This is a genomic window from Massilia sp. CFBP 13721, from assembly GCF_014842025.1.
GTDB lineage: Bacteria > Pseudomonadota > Gammaproteobacteria > Burkholderiales > Burkholderiaceae_D > Telluria.
Genome location: NZ_JACYUY010000019.1, coordinates 63,060 through 80,743, shown reverse-complemented (window position 1 = coordinate 80,743; position 17,684 = coordinate 63,060). Strand labels below are relative to the sequence as shown.

Genomic DNA, 17,684 nt, shown 5'->3' with positions numbered 1-17,684 from the left:
TGAAATTTTATAACGAAAATAACGTGATTCTGAAAGCATATTTCATGACCGTTGCCCTACGATACGACCCATTGCTTAATTTTTATAAACGAGGTTCTCATGTGCGGTATCGTCGGCGCGGTTGCGCAACGTAACATCACCCCTATCCTGATCGAGGGCCTGAAACGCCTCGAATACCGCGGCTACGATTCCTGTGGCGTCGCCCTGCACGTCGAAGGCCGCCTGGCCCGTTCGCGCAGCACTTCGCGCGTGGCCGACCTGGAAACGCAAATTGCCGGCACCGGCTTGCAAGGTTTTACGGGCATTGCTCATACCCGCTGGGCCACCCATGGCGCCCCGGCGTCGCACAACGCGCACCCGCACTTCTCGCCGACCGAAGAAAGCGCGCGCATCGCGCTGGTCCACAACGGCATCATCGAAAACCATGACGAACTGCGCCGTGAGTTGACCGAACTCGGCTACGTCTTCACCAGCCAGACCGACACCGAAGTCATCGCCCACCTGGTTGACCACATGTACAACGGCGACCTGTTCGACACCGTCCAGCAAGCCGTGAAACGTCTGCATGGCGCGTATGCGATCGCCGTCTTCGCACGCGAAGAACCGCACCGCGTGGTCGCCGCCCGCCAGGGCTCGCCGCTGATCCTCGGCGTCGGCGAAGGCGAGAATTTCGTCGCCTCCGACGCGATGGCGCTGGCCGGCACCACCAACCAGATCATCTACCTGGAAGAGGGAGATGTCGTCGACCTGCAACTGGCGCGCTACTGGATCGTCGATAGCGAAGGCAAGCCGGTCGAGCGCGAAGTCAAAACCGTGCACGCCCACACCGGCGCGGCCGAACTCGGCCCGTACCGCCACTACATGCAGAAGGAAATCTTCGAGCAGCCGCGCGTCATCGGCGATACCCTCGAGGGTGTGACCGGCATCATGCCGGAACTGTTCGGCGACAAGGCGTATGGCGTGTTCAAGGAGATCGACCGCGTGCTGATCCTGGCCTGCGGCACCAGTTATTATGCGGGCCTGACCGCCAAATACTGGATCGAGTGCGTCGCCAAGCTGCCGGTCAACGTCGAGATCGCCAGCGAATACCGCTACCGCGACAGCGTGCCGCATCCAAACACCCTGGTCGTCACCATCTCGCAATCGGGAGAAACCGCCGACACCCTGGCCGCACTGAAACACGCACGCAGCCTGGGCATGCCGCACACCCTGACCATCTGCAACGTCTCGACCAGTGCCATGGTGCGCGAATGCGAACTGGCCTACATCACCCGCGCCGGCGTCGAAGTCGGTGTCGCCTCGACCAAGGCATTTACCACCCAGCTGGCCGCGCTGTTCCTGCTGACCCTGACGCTGGCGCAAGTCAACGGCCGCCTGTCGGACGAAGAAGAAGCCGAGCACCTGAAACAGATGCGCCACCTGCCGGTCGCCATCGCCTCGGTGCTGGCGCTGGAACCGCAGATCATCGCCTGGGCCGAAGAATTCGCGAGAAAAGAAAACGCCCTCTTCCTCGGCCGCGGCATGCACTACCCGATCGCGCTGGAAGGTGCATTGAAACTGAAAGAGATTTCCTACATCCACGCCGAAGCCTATCCGGCCGGCGAACTGAAGCACGGCCCGCTGGCGCTGGTGACCGAAGAGATGCCAGTGGTGACCATCGCTCCGAACGATGCGCTGCTGGAAAAGCTGAAGTCGAACATGCAGGAAGTGCGCGCCCGCGGCGGCCAGCTGTACGTGTTCGCCGACGTCGATTCGCGCATCACCTCGGGCGAAGGCTTGCACGTGATTCGCTTGCCGGAACACTATGGCGAACTGTCGCCGATCCTGCACGTGTGTGCGCTGCAGCTGCTGGCGTATCACACGGCGCTGGCGCGGGGGACTGACGTTGACAAGCCGCGGAATTTGGCGAAATCGGTGACGGTGGAGTAAAGCAGCTTATTCCCTCAAGGGAAAGCAACGCGGCGGGAACGGCCACCATCCATGGATTTTCCAGGATGGCATGCCGGACCCGCCGCGTTGTCACATCCGGCGTAGCCGCTCAGAACAGCCGCGCGACATTCACACTCAGCCCCTGCCGCACATGCTCCGGCTGCGCCACGCTGCCAGCAAACTGGCCGTCGCGCGTCACCGGCGCCTCCTCGCTGCGCCCGATCCTGATCCAGTCAAACGACGCGTGCAATTCCAGCGACGGTGCAAACGCCGGACGGTACTGGGCGCCGATGCGAATGCCGCGTGCGCGTTTCGTGTTCAGCGAAACTGGATCGAGCACGCCGGAAAAACCGACGCGCATCCGTTCCGGGGTCGCCAACAGGACGGCAACGTCGGCCGCCGCCACCGCACCCGGCAGTTGCCATGCTTTGCTCAGGCCGACGATCAAGCGTTCCGAGCGGTAGCGCTCCTGCAAGCCGACCTTGTTGCCACTGCCGCGGATGTCGCGTTTCCAAGTATCGGCTTCGACGGCGGCCGTGGCGGAATAGCCATTCTGGATGGCATACGCGGCGCCGAAGCGCAGCGACGCGAGGCCGGTGGCCGTGCGCGAGGCGGCGGCAACGCCTGCTTGTGTCTGGCCACGGTAATCGATGTCGCCCCGGTACCAGTCGAGCGCCCCGGACCAGGTGAACTTGCCGGTCGTGTAATCGGCCTGCAGGGCGAGGCCCGGCAGCCAGCCCGATTCGCGCACCAGGCGGCGTCCACTGCCGTCGGTTTCGGTATGGCTGACGGCGCGCACGCCGGCACCGGCCTTGGCTTGCCATTGCGCGCTGGCCGGCTGGACCAGCAACAGGGAAAGTGCCGCGCCAAGGGCGGCACTGATTAACGATTTCATTTGACGTCCACCTGCAAACGTGCCGCTGTTGCAGCGGCACCGGATACACAAACTTCAGATCGCGCCTCAGAACGCCGCCAGGAATGCCATCCAGCTCAGGGTGTTCGTTTGCGTGATCGCGCCATCGCCCTTGGCGCTGACGTCGAGACGCACGCCGCTGGTCGAGGCAACGGTGATCGTCACCGACGAGGCGGCGCCGTTGACGATCAGGGAGCCGCTGGTCGGCATGGCGCCGCCCGTGCTGACGAAAGGCTGCAGGTTCTTGACCGTAAACGAGAACTGGCCGAGGCCGCTGGCGCTGCCCGACATCGCGAAACTGGCGGCGCTGGTGACGGTCGTGTCGCGGGTGCTGCCGGTCATCGAATAATCGGCCAGGGTGAAGGTGTCCACGGTCACGCCGTTGCGCTTTACGGTGGTGCGCAGGGCCTTGCCCGACAGGACCAGTGCACTGGTGGTGGAATTGGTCTGGGTGAGCGCGATCTTCATGTCGCCATTCACGCTGACCGTCTCGCCGCCGCTGGTGATGGCGAAATCGGTCAAGGTGGTGTCCATGGTGGCTGCCCAGTTCCACGAATTGAACACGTCGCCGCTGACGTTCGACAGCGTGGTCGACAGCTTGCCGTTGGCGGTTTCCCCATCTTCGACGCAGTTGTTTGCCGTCATCGTGATGGTATCGCCATTGCTCGCCATCTGCTCGTTGCGCAGGTTGGCCTCGATGGTGAGGCTGCCGCCGCCGCTGCAGGCTTCCGTCATGGTCACGCCGGTCAGCAGTTGGGCTTTTGCGCGCGGATAGGCGTTGCGGATCAGGCGGAGGGCTGGCGTCACCACACTGATGTTGGCGCCGCCGACGCTGACGCCGGTCAGGATGCTGCTCAGGGCGGATGAGGATTCGCTGACCGCGGTGGTACCGGCATAGGCAGCGGCGGCAATGTCGGTGGCATTCGTCGCGGTAATGATCGACAGCGTCGATACCGGCGCCGGCGCGCCGGGATTGTTGGTGTTGCCGGGACTACCGCCGCCACCGCCGCAGGCGGACAGGGACAATGCGCAACACAGGGCGAGCGGGATGAGACGCTGGTTCATGCTTTTCTTTCAGGATTATTTTTTACAGGCGCAGGAGTACTGGGCAACGGCGCATGGTAGCTGTTGCCCAGGGTCAAAAGACTATCGAATTGTCACGCTGATCCAACGCGCCCATAAAAAATGCCGCTGTCTCCAGCGGCATTGTGTGTGGCGATTCCTGCCTTTCAGCGCGAGTCGGCGCCACCCGGCTGGTCCGGGGTTTGCTCGGCTAGTTCGTCGACGCCCGTGCCGGTCACGCCGGCATCGCCCGATGCGTTCTCGCCCGCGTCATTGCCTGAGGCCGAGGTACCGGGCTTGCCGCCGCCCGCCGCCGCGCTCATTTCCCTCGACGCGCCCTCGCCTGCACTGCCGCGGCTGCTCTGCGCGGCGCCGGCCGGCCCGACGTTGCTTTCCGGCGGCGCGCTGACGATGCCGCCCGCGCGCTCGCCCTGGTCCGCTTCAGGCGCGCCGGTGTAATGGCCGGCGTCCTGCTGGCGCTGGCCGCTGTCCGGATCGGCAGGATCGGAGCGGCCCGACAGCGAATCCGGCCCGCGCGTGCCGGGGTTATGCGTGCCGTTGTTGTCGGCACCGATCTCGTTTTGTTGATTTCCAGCCATGTTCGACTCCTGGTAATTGACCCATGGGTTCGATGTTAGTCAATTACGGCGGCACACCAATAGGATGGATGGCTGAGGGGGTGTAGGAAGCGACGTACAGCACTTTTAAATAACAGCTGTGAAGTGAGGCTAAAAATCCACACCCCTATTATCTCTTGCTCATTCTCAACGATTTGCGTCACCTTGCGGACAACAATGCGCCTTTGCGGTCAAACTCGTCTGGCCCTGGTTGGGAGACGCATCACGACCTGCGTTTTCCGCGATGCGTTGTATAACCTGACAGGAGCATCGATTGGTTGAGCTCTTTCCCCGCTTTACCCAGGACACGCGCCTGCTTCGTATTACTACTCCCCTTGGGACCGACAAGCTGCTTGTCGAGTGCCTGCGAGGTGAAGAAAGCCTGAGCAATAATTTCTGCCTCGACGTCTCGTTGCTTTCTACCGATGCGCATATTCCTCTGAAATCCCTGCTCGGCCAGCCGGCCTTGCTTGAACTCCTGACGGCCAGTGCGGAGATGAAATGGCGGCCGTTTCACGGCTACGTTACCTCTGCAAAATGCGTCGGCGCCAACGGAGGTGTCGCTCGCTACACGGTGACCATCGAACCGTGGACTGCATTTCTCCAGCTTGGCCGAGACAGCCGAATGTTCCAGGATAAGACAGTCTTTCAAATACTCGATGGTGTTTTTGAAAGCTTGCAAGGTAAAGGCAGGCTTGCGCCTAGATGGCGCTACGACATTGCCGACCGCAGTATTTATCCTTCGCGTTCGCTCACCTGCCAATATCAGGAGTCGGATTATGCTTTTGCTGAACGCCTGATGCATGAGGAAGGCCTGTTCTATTATTTCGAACACAGTCCTGCCACAAACGAAAACCGGCAAGCCAGCCATACCCTGGTTATTGCTGACCATAACGGCGCATTTCGGCCGAATACACAGGCGGAAGTTCGCTTTACCCAGCCCGGTGCGGTCATGCGGGAAGACAGCGTGGACCGCTGGCGCATCACAACGCGTTCAGTCGTCGGCGCGACCAGTCTGGATAGCTGGGATTATCGGTCGATGAGCAATCGTCCGGTCGAGGCGAGCACTGTCACAGATTGCAACGCATCGGGACCGGCAAGTCGCGACACGCCCGGCACCTACGGCTATCCAACCCGCGCGCGTGGTCAGCGCATCGTCGACAACCATCTGCAGGCGATGGAGGTAACGAAAGAACAGCATACTGGCGCCGGGACCGTGCGTACCTTCGCGCCGGGCACAACCTTTGCCCTGCGCGGCCATGCGCACCTTGAACAAGCTGAAAACGATGACGGGCGCACATTTGCCATTACCCGCGTGGTGCATTCAGCGCATAACAATCTCAGTGCTGAATTGCGTTCAGCAATTGCACAGGCACTTGGCCCCGAGTCTATTCCTAAGTTCGGGAATGAGCGGCAGGATGGTCTGTACCTTGGCACCGCGATAGTCGAGCGCCCGCTCTATCGCAATCGCATTGATGCGATCCGTAATGTGGTCCCTTACCGAAGCAGCGGCATCGACGGCCACGGGACATTGTTGCATCCAAAACCAACGGTGAAAGGGCAGCAAACGGCAATCGTCGTTGGTCCGCCAGGTGCAGTCATCCACACGGATCGCGATCATCGCATCAAAGTGCAATTCCACTGGCAGCGCAATTCCACCACGAGCCATCAAAGCCACAGCCGCCTGGATCATCCCACCCCCAATGCCCAAATAGGAGCTCCGGCCGACGACCGCTCCTGTACCTGGGTGCGGGTCGCAAGCACGATGGCGGCGATCGCCGGCGCAAACTGGGGCGCGGTCGCCATTCCTCGCGTCGGTACGGAAGTCCTGATCGACTTTTTGGACGGCGATATCGACCGGCCGGTTGTCATCGGCGCTTTATACAACGGCAAGGGCAACAGTGACGCACAGCACAGTTCGGTAGTTCATGGTGCCGGCATTGCGACCGGCAATGCCGCTTCCTGGTTCCCCGGTGAAACCGGCGCGCATGCACATCCGGCAGTTTTATCAGGAATCAAGACGCAGGGCATGGGTACCAGCCAGGACGGCAACGGGGCCTACAACCAGCTTGTATTCGATGACAGTGCAGCGCAATCGCGCCTGGCCTTGCAAAGTCATATGCGTCCACATGCGGGTACTGCGGAACTTAACCTTGGACACCTGCGTCACCAGACCGATAACCAGCGCCTTCATCCTGTCGGGTTCGGTGCGGAATTGAAGACGGCACATAGCGCTGCGCTACGGGCCGGTAAAGGCCTGCTGTTGTCGACAGATGCGCGCGCCGGCGCCAACGGCGACCAGCTCGACGCTCGCGAGGCGCAAGCCCAAAACGAGGAAAGCAAGGAATTACAGAGTTCGATGGTGCGCACCGCGAAACAGCATAACGCGGTACTGGAACCGTTCGCCGAACTGCTGGCAATCAGTGCCATGGAAACAACGATCGACATCCTCAAGAATGTGAGTCATGACGGTGCGACTCACAGCGTTGCTGCCTTCAATCAACCGCACTTTCAACTGTCGAGCCCGGCAGGCATCGTGATGAGCACATCGGCAGACGCCATTTTTGCCGCAGGAAGTACAACGGGCATTGCAGCTGGACAGGATGTGAACTTGGGCGCATCAGGCAACAGCGCACATGCTGTGAAAGAGGGCATTACCCTGTTCACCTATGGCAAAGCCCATTCAAAAGACAAGCCCAATCAGGAAACCGGGGTCAAGTTGCATGCGGCAAGCGGCAAGCTGAGCAGCCAGAGTCAGTCCGGCGCTACCCGTCTTACGGCAGACAAGGCAGTGACTGTCGCCAGTGTGAACAAGAACGTCCGTATCGCAGCGGCAAAGCATGTCTTGCTCACTGCGCAGGGGGCCTGCCTCAAGCTCGAGGGAGGAAACATCATGCTCCATGCCCCAGGAAAAGTCGACTTCAAGGCGTCGATGAGAGAAGTGACAGGTCCCGCCGATGGCAGCATCAGCAAACCAGACCTGCCGAAAGCGAAGGAAATCTACAACGAAGCCTTTGTCGTCATGAACGAGGAAACGAAGCAGCCAATGGCCAATGTGCGGTATCGGCTGGAATCGGCCAGTGGCGTCGTTGTGGAGGGCATCACCGATACCCAAGGGCGCACGCAACGCATCTTCACCGCGAAGCGCGAAGAACTCACCCTGCATTTGCCAACCGATGAGTGACCTCAGCAGTTAATTTTGTAATGCCATCAGATCATTAGGAAATCATGAGCGAAATACTGACTGCTGTTAAATCCACGTCGACGACGACGCTACGAGAAACCTATATCGAGGTGACGCATACCTCGACCGAAGGCGTCCTCGTGTACCGACCAAGTGATAACTCCTTCATCGCGCTTTATCCTGACGAGTGGCTTATGTGCCGCGCAGATGGTTTTAAAAATAAAACCGCCATCGAAGAGCTGCAGGAAGCCAACCGCGACGTCACAGCCAAGTCATTGCTTCTGCAGGAACTGATCGAGCAACCGAACCCGGCAAAAGCCTTAATTGCCCAGGCAAGGAGGGATCTCGACGCTGCCTTGGACACGCTGTCGCAAAAAAGCGATGCGGCCAAGGCCAGGGTGGAAGCGCTGAGCAGCCAGGAAGTCGATCCCAGCAAATTGGTCGAACTCGTGCCAATGACGATGAAACGATTGGAAGGACGGACACGAACGCCGATCTACGTCAACGTCGATCGCTTGCGAAGTGCTTTATCTGATCATCGAGTTTATATAGTGGAAGGCTCGGCTGAAAGGAAAAAGCAGCCCAAGGAAAAACTTTTAAACGGGACCTCCCTCAATACAACGGAAGTTCGTAACCGCATCCTGGATCAGGTTCAAGACAAGGCGAAATTCAGCAAGAAGTGGAAGCTTGCTCCCGAAGACGCCGACGCATTCGGAGGCATCCTGGGGGATTGGGCGAAGGTGATGGGGCCGAATGTCAATGCCTGGTTAGAGCGAACCAAGCGGGAAATCCTAGACGGTACCTGTAATGATCCCGACAATCCGCATCGATCTATCGATGTAAAGCCAGAAGCCCAACTCATGAGGTGGTCAGCCGGTGCTGGTGCAGAAGCGGTATTTATGCCGTTCCAAGGTGATTTGCACAACGCACGTGACAGGAACTGGAAGCAACGCTTCAAGCGTGGTCTGAAATCCGCCCAGTTTAGCGTCAAAGCCAATGCGGAAGCCTCCTTTGCTCTCGGCGAAGCCAAGGTGAAAACCAAGCTCTACCTCCCGCACGCAGCAGGATGGAATCTTGACAGTAATCTTAACAACCAGCGGCTAAATTTTGGTTATTTCCGTATGTATCTTGACCTTACGCTCTCGGCAATCGCAGGCGCCAGCGTCGCCTTGGAGGCTGATGCAGCGTTTATGATTACTGAGCATAAGCAGCAGATCCGGGGTACGCCACGCAGTCAGTCCCGCGCCACCGCGAAGGTTGGCGCGAAAGGTAAGGCGGACGTGTTCGCTGGGGTGAAAGAGTCAATTGATATCGGGGGGACACTGCAATGGCTTAACCCCGAAGGGCTCATCGGTTCGACTGGTCCGAAAAAGCCAGATCCGAACAAAGCAATTGCCACCTATGCGGACGTGGCAAAAATTAGTGGCGGCGCAAGCTTGATTCAAGGTCTGGCGGCTAGTCTAGGCTTCGAATGCGCCTATCGTAACGGAAAGTTTGTCATTGCCGCAAAGGCTGGAGCATGCTTTGGCATAGGCGGGGAGTCAAGCTGGGCATGCGAGGCCGAAGAGGAGCAGATCGCGCAATTCTTCATGTGTATAGCACATCAACTAAAACAAGTTGATTACCGAAAAATTCCTGGCATGGTGGATGAACTGGCATTCGAAGTATTTAATCAAATACTGTATTTACACGTTGTCGTTGGCAAGAAATTGGAAAGTTTTGTAGGTGTAGAGATAGAGAAGATGTCTAAGGATTATCATGATGCTGTTAAAGCAGCAAAGGCTAATGGAAAAGAATTTATACGACAAGTTGCAGAGCAGCTCAAGTCTAGGTGGGGCTGGTTTTCATACATGCCACCGGAGTCAAGAGGTGCCTTAATTTACAGCATTGCTGATGTGCGCAATCAGCCAGACTACTCAAACGACGTTGAACTGCAAAAGTTAGCTGCTTTTTCTCTCAACGAGTTAGTCGCTACTACTCAATCAATCGGTCACTTAAATAATACGTTAGATAGAATTAATACTTCCTTGAGAAGCGAGTCGGGCCGGAACCAAGGTGTAGCGATAATAAACTCAGTAGTTGAAGGAACTCAATTCGCTAATTGTATTAATCGCTGTACAACGCAGCTGGCGCAAGCTACACCTCTTCTTGGCCGGGCGTTTCTTCGTAACGATGAGCCAGAATTTAAAATGGCCCAGTTTCCTCTGCATCATCCAGCTTATAATATTGCTTAGAATTTTCTGATAATCCCGCTATTAATGCATCGAAAATTACTAGATTGATATCCGGAATAACCAGGGAACGGCACCGTGACTTCTCCACCTCTAATTCCGTTAGGATAAGTGGTTTGCATAGGCTGAGGTAACCTCCCCGTACGCATAAAAACCATGGCAGAAATCTCGGAAGTCCCACCTACACTGCCACGCATTAATTTTTTAGTGCCGTCTGAAGGGCCGGTTGGATTATTTTTCAATGAGATTTTGTAATAATCCGCGCTAAACCAGTCGTTAATCCATTCGCCTGTATCTTCCGACATCCCGTATAGGCCAGCTGGGTTAGGTGGATAACTCCCAACCTCCGGAATCCGAGGCTTTCTTTCTCCATGCTTCCATTTTTCCGGAAAATTTCTTCCTCTTTCAATTTTTCCATTGTCTGTCGCAAATAGAACTTTTTTCCCGCCCGAACGGGCTGCGTACTCCCATTGAGCCTCAGTAGGCAGATCAAAGGGAAGCTTTGTGATGTTTGCTAGCCATCGACAATAGGCCTTTGCGCCATGCCAGCTTACCCCGGCCGGACGCTTCGGTGCCCGATCTTCCATATCTTCCGGATCCATGTTTATTCTTTCATTGCGGGTAGCATCTGTAAAAACGTCGAAGTCCTCGTATGTCACCTTGTAAGCCATCATCGAAAAGTCATCCAGTGTCACTTCGTGTACGGGCCGGGAATGCGCATCAAAATCGTAAGGCGTGCCCTTTTCATTGCCCCAATCTCCCATCTCGAAGGTGCCGCCCTTTAGCGGCCGAAGTGATGCTTTCACCTTCGTCAAAAGGTTATTAACGCGTGCCTCCATATTTGCCTCCAGGCTGAGTTTCTCTGCAGGGGAAGTTATTTCTCCACAGAACACCAGAGTATGCAAGCCGGTTAGCAACGAAAAAACAAAAAGCTTTGAAGTGTGCATGATTGAGATTAGAGAGGGCAATAGACGGACCGATCGCTACGACGGCGAGGACAAAGAGCGCAGAAAATAAAGGTAGTTACGTGCGTAAAGGTATTGGATGAACAAGCGCTACATAACGAACTTGGGCCTCTTCGTTACTTGCATACAGTACTGGCGCCCCGAGCGTGGCAGCTTGGAATTGGGCCAGTGCTAGCGCTGTCACAGAGGGAACAGCGCCACAACTGCCGCTGCTGATACCGACACAGGTCACATCGGCCGTAGTGTCGAGGTGCGGGAATGCACCTGATGCCACTTGCATCAGTTCGCCAACACGATTGGTACGCGATCCGGTATCGGCGACGATCATCCCGACGTTTCCCAGCTCGACATTCGCCTCGCTACAAGCCTGCCGCGCCAGATTGTTGAGCAGCGCTGCATCCAAAGGTTTGTTGTTATTAACCGATGCCATACTCGCCTCTTTCATCGGGCTAAGCACGGTAAAGGCGCGCTCTTGCAGTGATTGCACATGTTTTGAACTCGTTATGAGCAGCCCAGCAGCACCCTCGCCCGGAACTCGTCCTTGCAGCCGCTCCGACTTGAACACGGTTCCGTTGGCTGCCCATTCATCTACCGTCTCCTGCGCGATATGCGAATCGCAGGCAACCAGCATGGTCACGGCCTGGCTGTCCGCCGCGCACTGGCCCAGGACGCTTGCCAACGTGGCGTCGCGCGCGACCTCGATCCTGGTCAGGTGTTCCAGCGGCCAGCCGAATTGCGCCACCGTGTGCTTGAACCAGAGGCCGGCCGCGTGGTGCTGCTCGACGGTCCAGGTCGCCGGCAGGAGCGGCAGCAGGCGCAGGGGTGGCGGCGTTCCTGCCTGCGGCAGGAATTGCATCAGCGCCTCGCCCGCCAGGTCGCGCACCACGGCCGTGCCGAGCGTCAAGGCGCGCCAGTGGGTTTCGCCCAGCCGCAGTTCGGCCATGCCGGTCAACATCAGCCATTCGGTGATTTCTTCCTGCAGCGCTTCGTCGACTGCCTCCCCGCTGCGCGCGCTCGTCACAGGAAAACCGTCCTCGTCGACCAGTTCCGGGTCGAGGTCGGGACGGGCCTGGTTGGCGGCGATGGCCGCGGCCAGTTCTTCGGCTGAAGCGCCGTGCGGGGCGCGCATGGCGGTGGCCAGGATTGCCAGCGGTGGTGTGGATGGCGTCGTAGAGGCCGCCGCCTGGGCCGGAGCCACGGTGGCGGCAGCGGGTGCTGCCTTGGGACGGGCGAAAACCACTTTCTTGCCGAGCCAGATGGCGGCCAACAGGCACAAAGGCGCGGCCAGCAAGACTAGCAGCAGGTCGCCCGTGGCGGGCGTGTTGGGCGAAGCGCGCCAGTAGACGATGGCGCCGCCCCAGCACAGGGTCAGGATGCCGGCGGCGAACAGGGTGTTTTTCAGCCAGCCGGGCAGCGGGCGTGGCGGCGAGACGGTCGTCGAAGTCATCGTTTCAATTCAAAGCTTGTCGATGGTCGCTTGCTGGCTGGCGATCAGGGATGCGCCGCAAGCGGTCTTGTCGCCATGGCGGGCGGCGGGCTTGCCGTCGATGATCAGGCTGGAATCGCCGCTGACGATGGGGTTCGGCCCGTGTTTCGGGCAGACGGTTTTATCGCCCATGCGCGCGATGGGGACGCCGCCGCTGTCGCTGTGGGAGGAGGCTTCGATGACGGAGCCGCCGTGGGAGGTTTTGTCGCCGAGCAGGATCAATGGTCCGGACATGGGTAGTCTCCGCGCAAAGGCACGTCCCGGTATGTGGGGCTGTTGCCTGTGAGGTTGGTGGTGGGTGGGATCCGCGTGGGCACGAGTGCCCACCCTACGAGACGCGCTAGGCTGCGACTGCGAGCAGCTCCAATTTTAGTTCCTTCATCCCCGCCGGCACGTACAGCGAAATCGATTGCGCCTTGAGCATGCGCTCGTACATCTGCCCTTTCGATTCGAGCATGAAGTAACAGGTGTCGGGGCGCACGGCCAGGGCGGCGGGCGGTTGCGGGGTGTATTGCAGGCGCACGCCGGGGAGCGCCGACAGGACGAATTTCTCGACGTCGTCCGGCGCCCCGACCTTGAAACGCAGGGGCACGACGTCGACCAGCTGCACGGCCGGGATGTCGGCGGAGACGGCAATATAAAACGTCGTCTTGTCGTCGATCTTGCCGGAGTCGAGCGCGCCGATGTGGTACGAGGGACGCACTTCGCTCAGGGCAATCGCAAAATATTTCGACGAGATCACCGTGTCGAGCAGTTCGCGGATGATGGTGTGCAGTTTGGTAAAACTCGGGCCCGGGTCGGCATGTTGATAATGCGGCAGGTCGGACAGGGCCCAGCTTTTCGAAAAGGTCATCAGGCCGCCGGCGACGTCGAGCAATTGCTCGTACAGGCGCTCCGGATGCAGGCTCGGATGGTGGTAATGGTGGCTCAGGGTGGCGTAGGCGGAACTGGCCGTGTGCAGCAGCCAGAACGAGGACATGTCGCCCGAACGGAATTCGATCACGTTGCGGCTCGGCTCGCGGTGGTGGCCATATAGGGCGCTGACTTTCGCCTGCAGCGCGTCGAGCAGGCGCCGCAGTTGCTGGAACAACGGCACCGCCGCGCCGATCGACAGGCTGGGCGGCACGAAGGCCGGGTCGATTTCGAAACCGCCGGCGGCGGCGCGGCGCAGGCGCAGCAGCGGGAAGTGAACGTAGGCATCGCGCGGCTCGGATTCGAGCACCAGGCGCACCGATTTTTTCAGGTAGGCCAGCTGCACCGGCGCAGCTTGCGTGTACAGATCCGCCGTTTCCTGGTTAGTTTGGATGAAGCGCGCCGTGTTCGCCGCCTGCCCCTGGGCCGCGAAATTGCCGCTGAACGGTTTTAGACCCGGCAGCGCGGCGTAATAGGTGACGCTTTGCTGCGATTGCCCCAGCAGGCTGAGGTCGACCGTATCGGGCAGCGCGTCCGTGTTCGGCGCGTCGACCAGTTCGCCATCCTGGAAGCGCAGCGCCAGGTCGAGGATGCGCAGCACGTTGTTCGCCAGCGCCTCGCGGTCGACCTGCAGCCGTTCCACGCCCCAGGCATACGGGTGCACGGCCTTGATCGCTTTTTGCAGGCAGTGCTCGTGGTACTGGTCCTGGCGCTGGAAATGCTGGGGGCGCAGCAATAAACCCTCGCCCCAGAGTACTTTGCTGGTCATCGGCTGGACTCCCTGTCTGTGATTGTTCGTTGCGCGCAACTTTTACCAGCGGAAACAGTAGCACCGCCCCTGACGGTCGGGATTTGACATTCCTCAACCGTCGGGTTTGCACAACGCCAGCACGGCCGATGTCGCTTCCTTATCTTTCTTCAACATTCGCCTTCCCATGCGCGGTAACACTACGGAGCTTGTCGCCACTCAACAGGGAGAAGCCGATGAAAGGGTTTACGCCGGGCTTGTTCGACCGGTTATTAGGGACATCGCTGCGTGGCGTGAGTGGAAACATGGCGCGCATGTCGGTCGAGGACATGAAGGATGCGGTGGCACGCGACCTCGAAGCGCTGTTGAATACCCGCGCCGTGCTGCCGCAGGATTATCTGAAGGCCTGGCCCGAATGCGAGCGCTCGGTCGTCAGTTACGGCATGCAGGATTTCGCCGAATTGTCCCTGTCGAGCCCATCGGACCGCGCCTTCATCTGCCTGTGCATCGAGCAGACGATCGCCCGTCACGAACCGCGCCTGCGCGACGTCAAGGCGCAGCTGGAGATGCGCGAAGGCGCCGTCAACCGCCTGGATTTTTCGATTACCGGCGTGCTGGTCGCCAGCGCCGCGCAGGAAGCCGTCAACTTCGATGCCGTGCTGCAGCCATCGACCCTGAGTTACAGCATCAGCAAGGCCGGCCGCGCCGTGCCAGCGGGAGCATAGCGAATTGGACCAATTACTGCCGTATTACGAAAGCGAACTGGGCTACCTGCGCCGCAACCTGCGCGAATTCGCCGAGCGCTATCCGAAGATCGCCGGCCGCCTCTTGATCAGCGGGGAAGTATGCGAAGACCCGCACACCGAACGCATGATCGAGTCCTTCGCCCTGCTCAATGCGCGCATCGCCAAGCGCCTCGACGACGACTATCCCGAATTCACCGAAGCCTTATTTGATGTCCTGTACCCGCATTACCTGCGGCCGTTTCCCTCGTGCTCGATCGCGCGCCTGGATGTCAGCGGCGCCAACGGGCAAAGCGCAGCCGCCACCCTCCCACGCGGCACCCAGCTCAGCACGCGCCCGGTGCGCGGCGGGCCCTGCACCTTTCGCACCGTGTATCCGGTGGCGCTTGCACCGCTGGCGCTGGCCGGCGCCGCCTTTTCCGACATCCTGCGTGCGCCCGAGGCGGTACGCGCGCCGGCCGGCGCCACTGCCGGCATCAGCATCACGCTCGCCGCCGGCGTCGAGCAAGCCGGCTTCAAGGGAATCGACTTGCCGGCGCTGCGCGTCTTCATCGATGGCGAACCCTCGTTTTGCGCGGCCCTGCGCGACGCCCTGTTCATGCGCACGCTGGCCGCCTATGCCGAAGCCGACGGCAACGGGCGATGGGTGGCGCTGCCAGGCATGCCGATCCGGCCGGCCGGCTTCGACGAGGAAGACGCCCTGATCGATTTCCCGGCGCGCTCGCACGCCGCCTACCGCCTGCTCACCGAATATTTTTGTTTTCCCGAAAAATTCAATTTCTTCGATATCGACCTGGGCGCACTCGGCAAGGCGCTGCCGGGTGCGAAATCGGTCACCCTGCACCTGGCGCTGGGCGGCATCCGCAGCGATTCGAACACGGCGCGCCTGCTCGCCACCCTCTCGACCAACAACCTGCTGCTCGGCTGCACGCCGGTCATCAACCTGTTCCGCCAGCGCGGCGAGCCGATCCGCCTGACCCACACCACGGCCAGCTATCCGGTGCTGGCCGATGCGCGGCGCGCGTTCGCCTTCGAGGTGCAATCGATCGATTCGGTGAACCTGGTGCGGCAGACGCCGCAAGGCGAAAGCGTGGTGCAGTTCCGCCCCTTTTACTCCCTACAACATGCCCAAACGCCCGAGCAGAACGGCCATTACTGGGCCATGCGGCGCGACGAAACGCTGGCCGAGCGCAGCCCCGGTTTTGAGACGCAAATCGCGATTGTCGACATCGACTTCGATCCGGCCGCGGTGGAAACCGACACCCTGAACCTGGAACTGACCTGCTCGAACCGCGACCTGCCCGCCCTGCTGAGTGCCGGCCAGGCCGGCGGCGACCTGTTCATGGAAGGGGGCTCGGGCGCGCGCGCCATCCATTTCTTGCGCAAACCGACCAGGTCCTGGCGCTTTCCCAGCGGCCGCAGCGCGCACTGGCGCCTGATCTCGCACTTGTCCCTGAACCACCTGTCGATCAGCGCCGGCGGCGTCGAGGCATTTCGCGAGATGCTGGCGCTGTACGACCTGCCGCGCTCCCCTTCCTCGCAGCGCCAGATCGGCGGCATCCACGCCATCGAACAAAAGGCGACCAGCGCCTGGCTCGCCGGCAATCCGTTCAATTGCCTGGTGCGCGGGGTGCAGGTGCGCCTGTCGATCGACGAGGAAGCCTTTATTGGCAGCGGCATCCACGCATTTACCCACATCGTCGAACGCTTTTTGGCGCTCTACGTGCATGCCAACAGTTTTACGCAACTGGTGATCGTGTCGGCGAAAAGCGGAGAAGAGTTATTCACATGCTTACCCAAAAGCGGCGATTTGAGCCTGCTGTAATCGAGCGCCTGTTCCGCGCCCCCTACCGCTTCGAGTATTTCCAGGCGGTGCGCATGCTGGAAATCTGGCTGCGCAAATACGGCGCTCCCCAGCAAGGCCTGGTCGCCAATTTCTTGCGTTTCCAGAACTCGATTTCGCTGCGTTTCCCGGCCAGCCAGCTGGAAGCGGTTCACGTGGAACCGCGCACGATCGAGCCGACCGCGGCGTCGCTCGGCGCGGCGCTGCAGGCATCCACCCTGAAATGGATCCGCATCACGCCAACCTTCATGGGCTTGCTGGGCGGGCATGGTGTGCTGCCGCCGCATTACACGGAACGTATCGCCGATCAGCAATACGCCGACAAGGACGAGGGTGCGCGCGCCTTCCTCGACACCTTTTCGAATCGCTCGCTGGCGCTGTTCTATGCCGCCTGGCGCAAGTACCGGCTGCACCTGAAATACGAACTCGACGGCAAGGATGGCTTCCTGCCGCTGCTGCTGGGGCTGGCAGGCCTCGGCAACCCGGCGCTGCGGCGGCGCCTGGGGCAGCCGGAACAGGGTGCCGTGCTCGACGAATCGCTCGGCTATTTCGCGGCATCGCTGCGCCAGCGGCCGGTCTCGAGCGTGCAGATGGCGCGCGTGCTGTCCGCCTATTTCGGACAGCCGCTGCGGGTAGAACAATTCGTCGGCGCCTGGTATCCGGTACCGCCGCCCCAGCAAAGTACCCTCGGCTACCCTAGCGCCACCCTCGGCACCTGCGCGATTGCCGGCGAACGGGTCTGGCAGCGCGATTTGCGCCTGCGCCTGGTGGTGGGTCCGCTCGACCGCGCCGGCTTCGAAGCCTTTTTGCCGGGCGGCCTGGCCGCGCGCGCCCTGAAAAGCCTGGCGACGATGTTTACCGGGCTGGCGCTCGAATACGAAGTCGAGCTGGTGCTGCGCGCGGCCGACGTCTGCGGCGCCACCCTGTCGGGCGAGCGCCACGCCGGGCGCCTGGGATGGGGAACTTACCTGGTCAGCGGTCCGCAAACGCAGGACCGCAACGACGTGCATTACGATTTGCGCATCGAGTAGCCGACGAAGGCGCCACACAT

At 60.2% G+C, this 17,684-nt stretch carries 13 protein-coding genes; 6 read left to right on the top strand and 7 right to left on the bottom strand.

Translation table 11 applies throughout. The features are described from left to right. The first annotated feature begins 99 nt into the window (after positions 1–99). Positions 100–1,929 (top strand): glutamine--fructose-6-phosphate transaminase (isomerizing), encoded by a 1,830-nt coding sequence (gene glmS / locus IFT60_RS17885; protein WP_192054015.1) that lies wholly within the window; start codon positions 100–102, stop codon positions 1,927–1,929. Positions 1,930–2,038: 109 nt separating this feature from the next. On the opposite strand, the gene IFT60_RS17880 is transcribed toward glmS, so the two are convergent. From IFT60_RS17880 to IFT60_RS17870, 3 genes are all read right to left on the bottom strand, one after another. Further along, the gene (locus IFT60_RS17880) at positions 2,039–2,824 is read right to left on the bottom strand and encodes a hypothetical protein (RefSeq protein WP_192054013.1); all 786 of its coding nucleotides are present in this window, start codon (positions 2,822–2,824) and stop codon (positions 2,039–2,041) included. A gap of 66 nt (positions 2,825–2,890) precedes the next feature. Continuing rightward, entirely contained in the window at positions 2,891–3,907 is a 1,017-nt protein-coding gene (locus tag IFT60_RS17875) for a hypothetical protein (RefSeq protein ID WP_192054011.1), read from the bottom strand. A 164-nt stretch (positions 3,908–4,071) separates the two neighbouring features. Continuing rightward, on the bottom strand, positions 4,072–4,503 hold the full coding sequence (locus IFT60_RS17870; RefSeq protein WP_192054009.1) for a hypothetical protein: 432 nt from the start codon (positions 4,501–4,503) through the stop codon (positions 4,072–4,074). A gap of 292 nt (positions 4,504–4,795) precedes the next feature. Between IFT60_RS17870 and tssI the strand changes: the two genes are divergently transcribed. Together tssI and IFT60_RS17860 are read left to right on the top strand one after the other, a co-directional pair. After that, on the top strand, positions 4,796–7,705 hold the full coding sequence (tssI, locus tag IFT60_RS17865) for a type VI secretion system Vgr family protein (protein ID WP_192054007.1): 2,910 nt from the start codon (positions 4,796–4,798) through the stop codon (positions 7,703–7,705). Positions 7,706–7,749: 44 nt separating this feature from the next. Further along, positions 7,750–9,939, top strand: coding sequence for a hypothetical protein (locus IFT60_RS17860; RefSeq protein WP_192054005.1), 2,190 nt, complete (start codon positions 7,750–7,752; stop codon positions 9,937–9,939). Here the strand turns inward: IFT60_RS17860 and IFT60_RS17855 are convergent. From IFT60_RS17855 to tssK, 4 genes are all read right to left on the bottom strand, one after another. Beyond that, positions 9,936–10,883: a formylglycine-generating enzyme family protein gene (locus IFT60_RS17855; RefSeq protein ID WP_192054003.1), complete on the bottom strand. Its 948-nt coding sequence runs from the start codon at positions 10,881–10,883 to the stop codon at positions 9,936–9,938. The genes IFT60_RS17860 and IFT60_RS17855 overlap by 4 nt on opposite strands. Before the next feature lie 76 nt (positions 10,884–10,959). Beyond that, positions 10,960–12,348: a hypothetical protein gene (locus IFT60_RS17850; protein WP_192053993.1), complete on the bottom strand. Its 1,389-nt coding sequence runs from the start codon at positions 12,346–12,348 to the stop codon at positions 10,960–10,962. 9 nt (positions 12,349–12,357) lie between these two features. Next, a complete protein-coding gene (locus IFT60_RS17845; RefSeq protein WP_192053991.1) occupies positions 12,358–12,621 on the bottom strand; it encodes a PAAR domain-containing protein in 264 nt (87 codons plus the stop codon). Positions 12,622–12,727: 106 nt separating this feature from the next. Next, positions 12,728–14,068: a type VI secretion system baseplate subunit TssK gene (gene tssK / locus IFT60_RS17840; RefSeq protein ID WP_192053988.1), complete on the bottom strand. Its 1,341-nt coding sequence runs from the start codon at positions 14,066–14,068 to the stop codon at positions 12,728–12,730. 215 nt (positions 14,069–14,283) lie between these two features. Between tssK and tssE the strand changes: the two genes are divergently transcribed. The 3 genes from tssE to tssG are packed head-to-tail and all read left to right on the top strand — an operon-like array spanning position 14,284 to position 17,664. Next, positions 14,284–14,772, top strand: a complete 489-nt coding sequence (gene tssE, locus IFT60_RS17835; protein WP_192053986.1) for a type VI secretion system baseplate subunit TssE — start codon at positions 14,284–14,286, stop codon at positions 14,770–14,772. Positions 14,773–14,776: 4 nt separating this feature from the next. Then, on the top strand, positions 14,777–16,615 hold the full coding sequence (tssF, locus tag IFT60_RS17830) for a type VI secretion system baseplate subunit TssF (RefSeq protein ID WP_192053984.1): 1,839 nt from the start codon (positions 14,777–14,779) through the stop codon (positions 16,613–16,615). Then, positions 16,579–17,664: a type VI secretion system baseplate subunit TssG gene (gene tssG, locus IFT60_RS17825; RefSeq protein ID WP_192053982.1), complete on the top strand. Its 1,086-nt coding sequence runs from the start codon at positions 16,579–16,581 to the stop codon at positions 17,662–17,664. The genes tssF and tssG overlap by 37 nt, the downstream gene beginning before the upstream one ends. Positions 17,665–17,684: the final 20 nt, after the last annotated feature.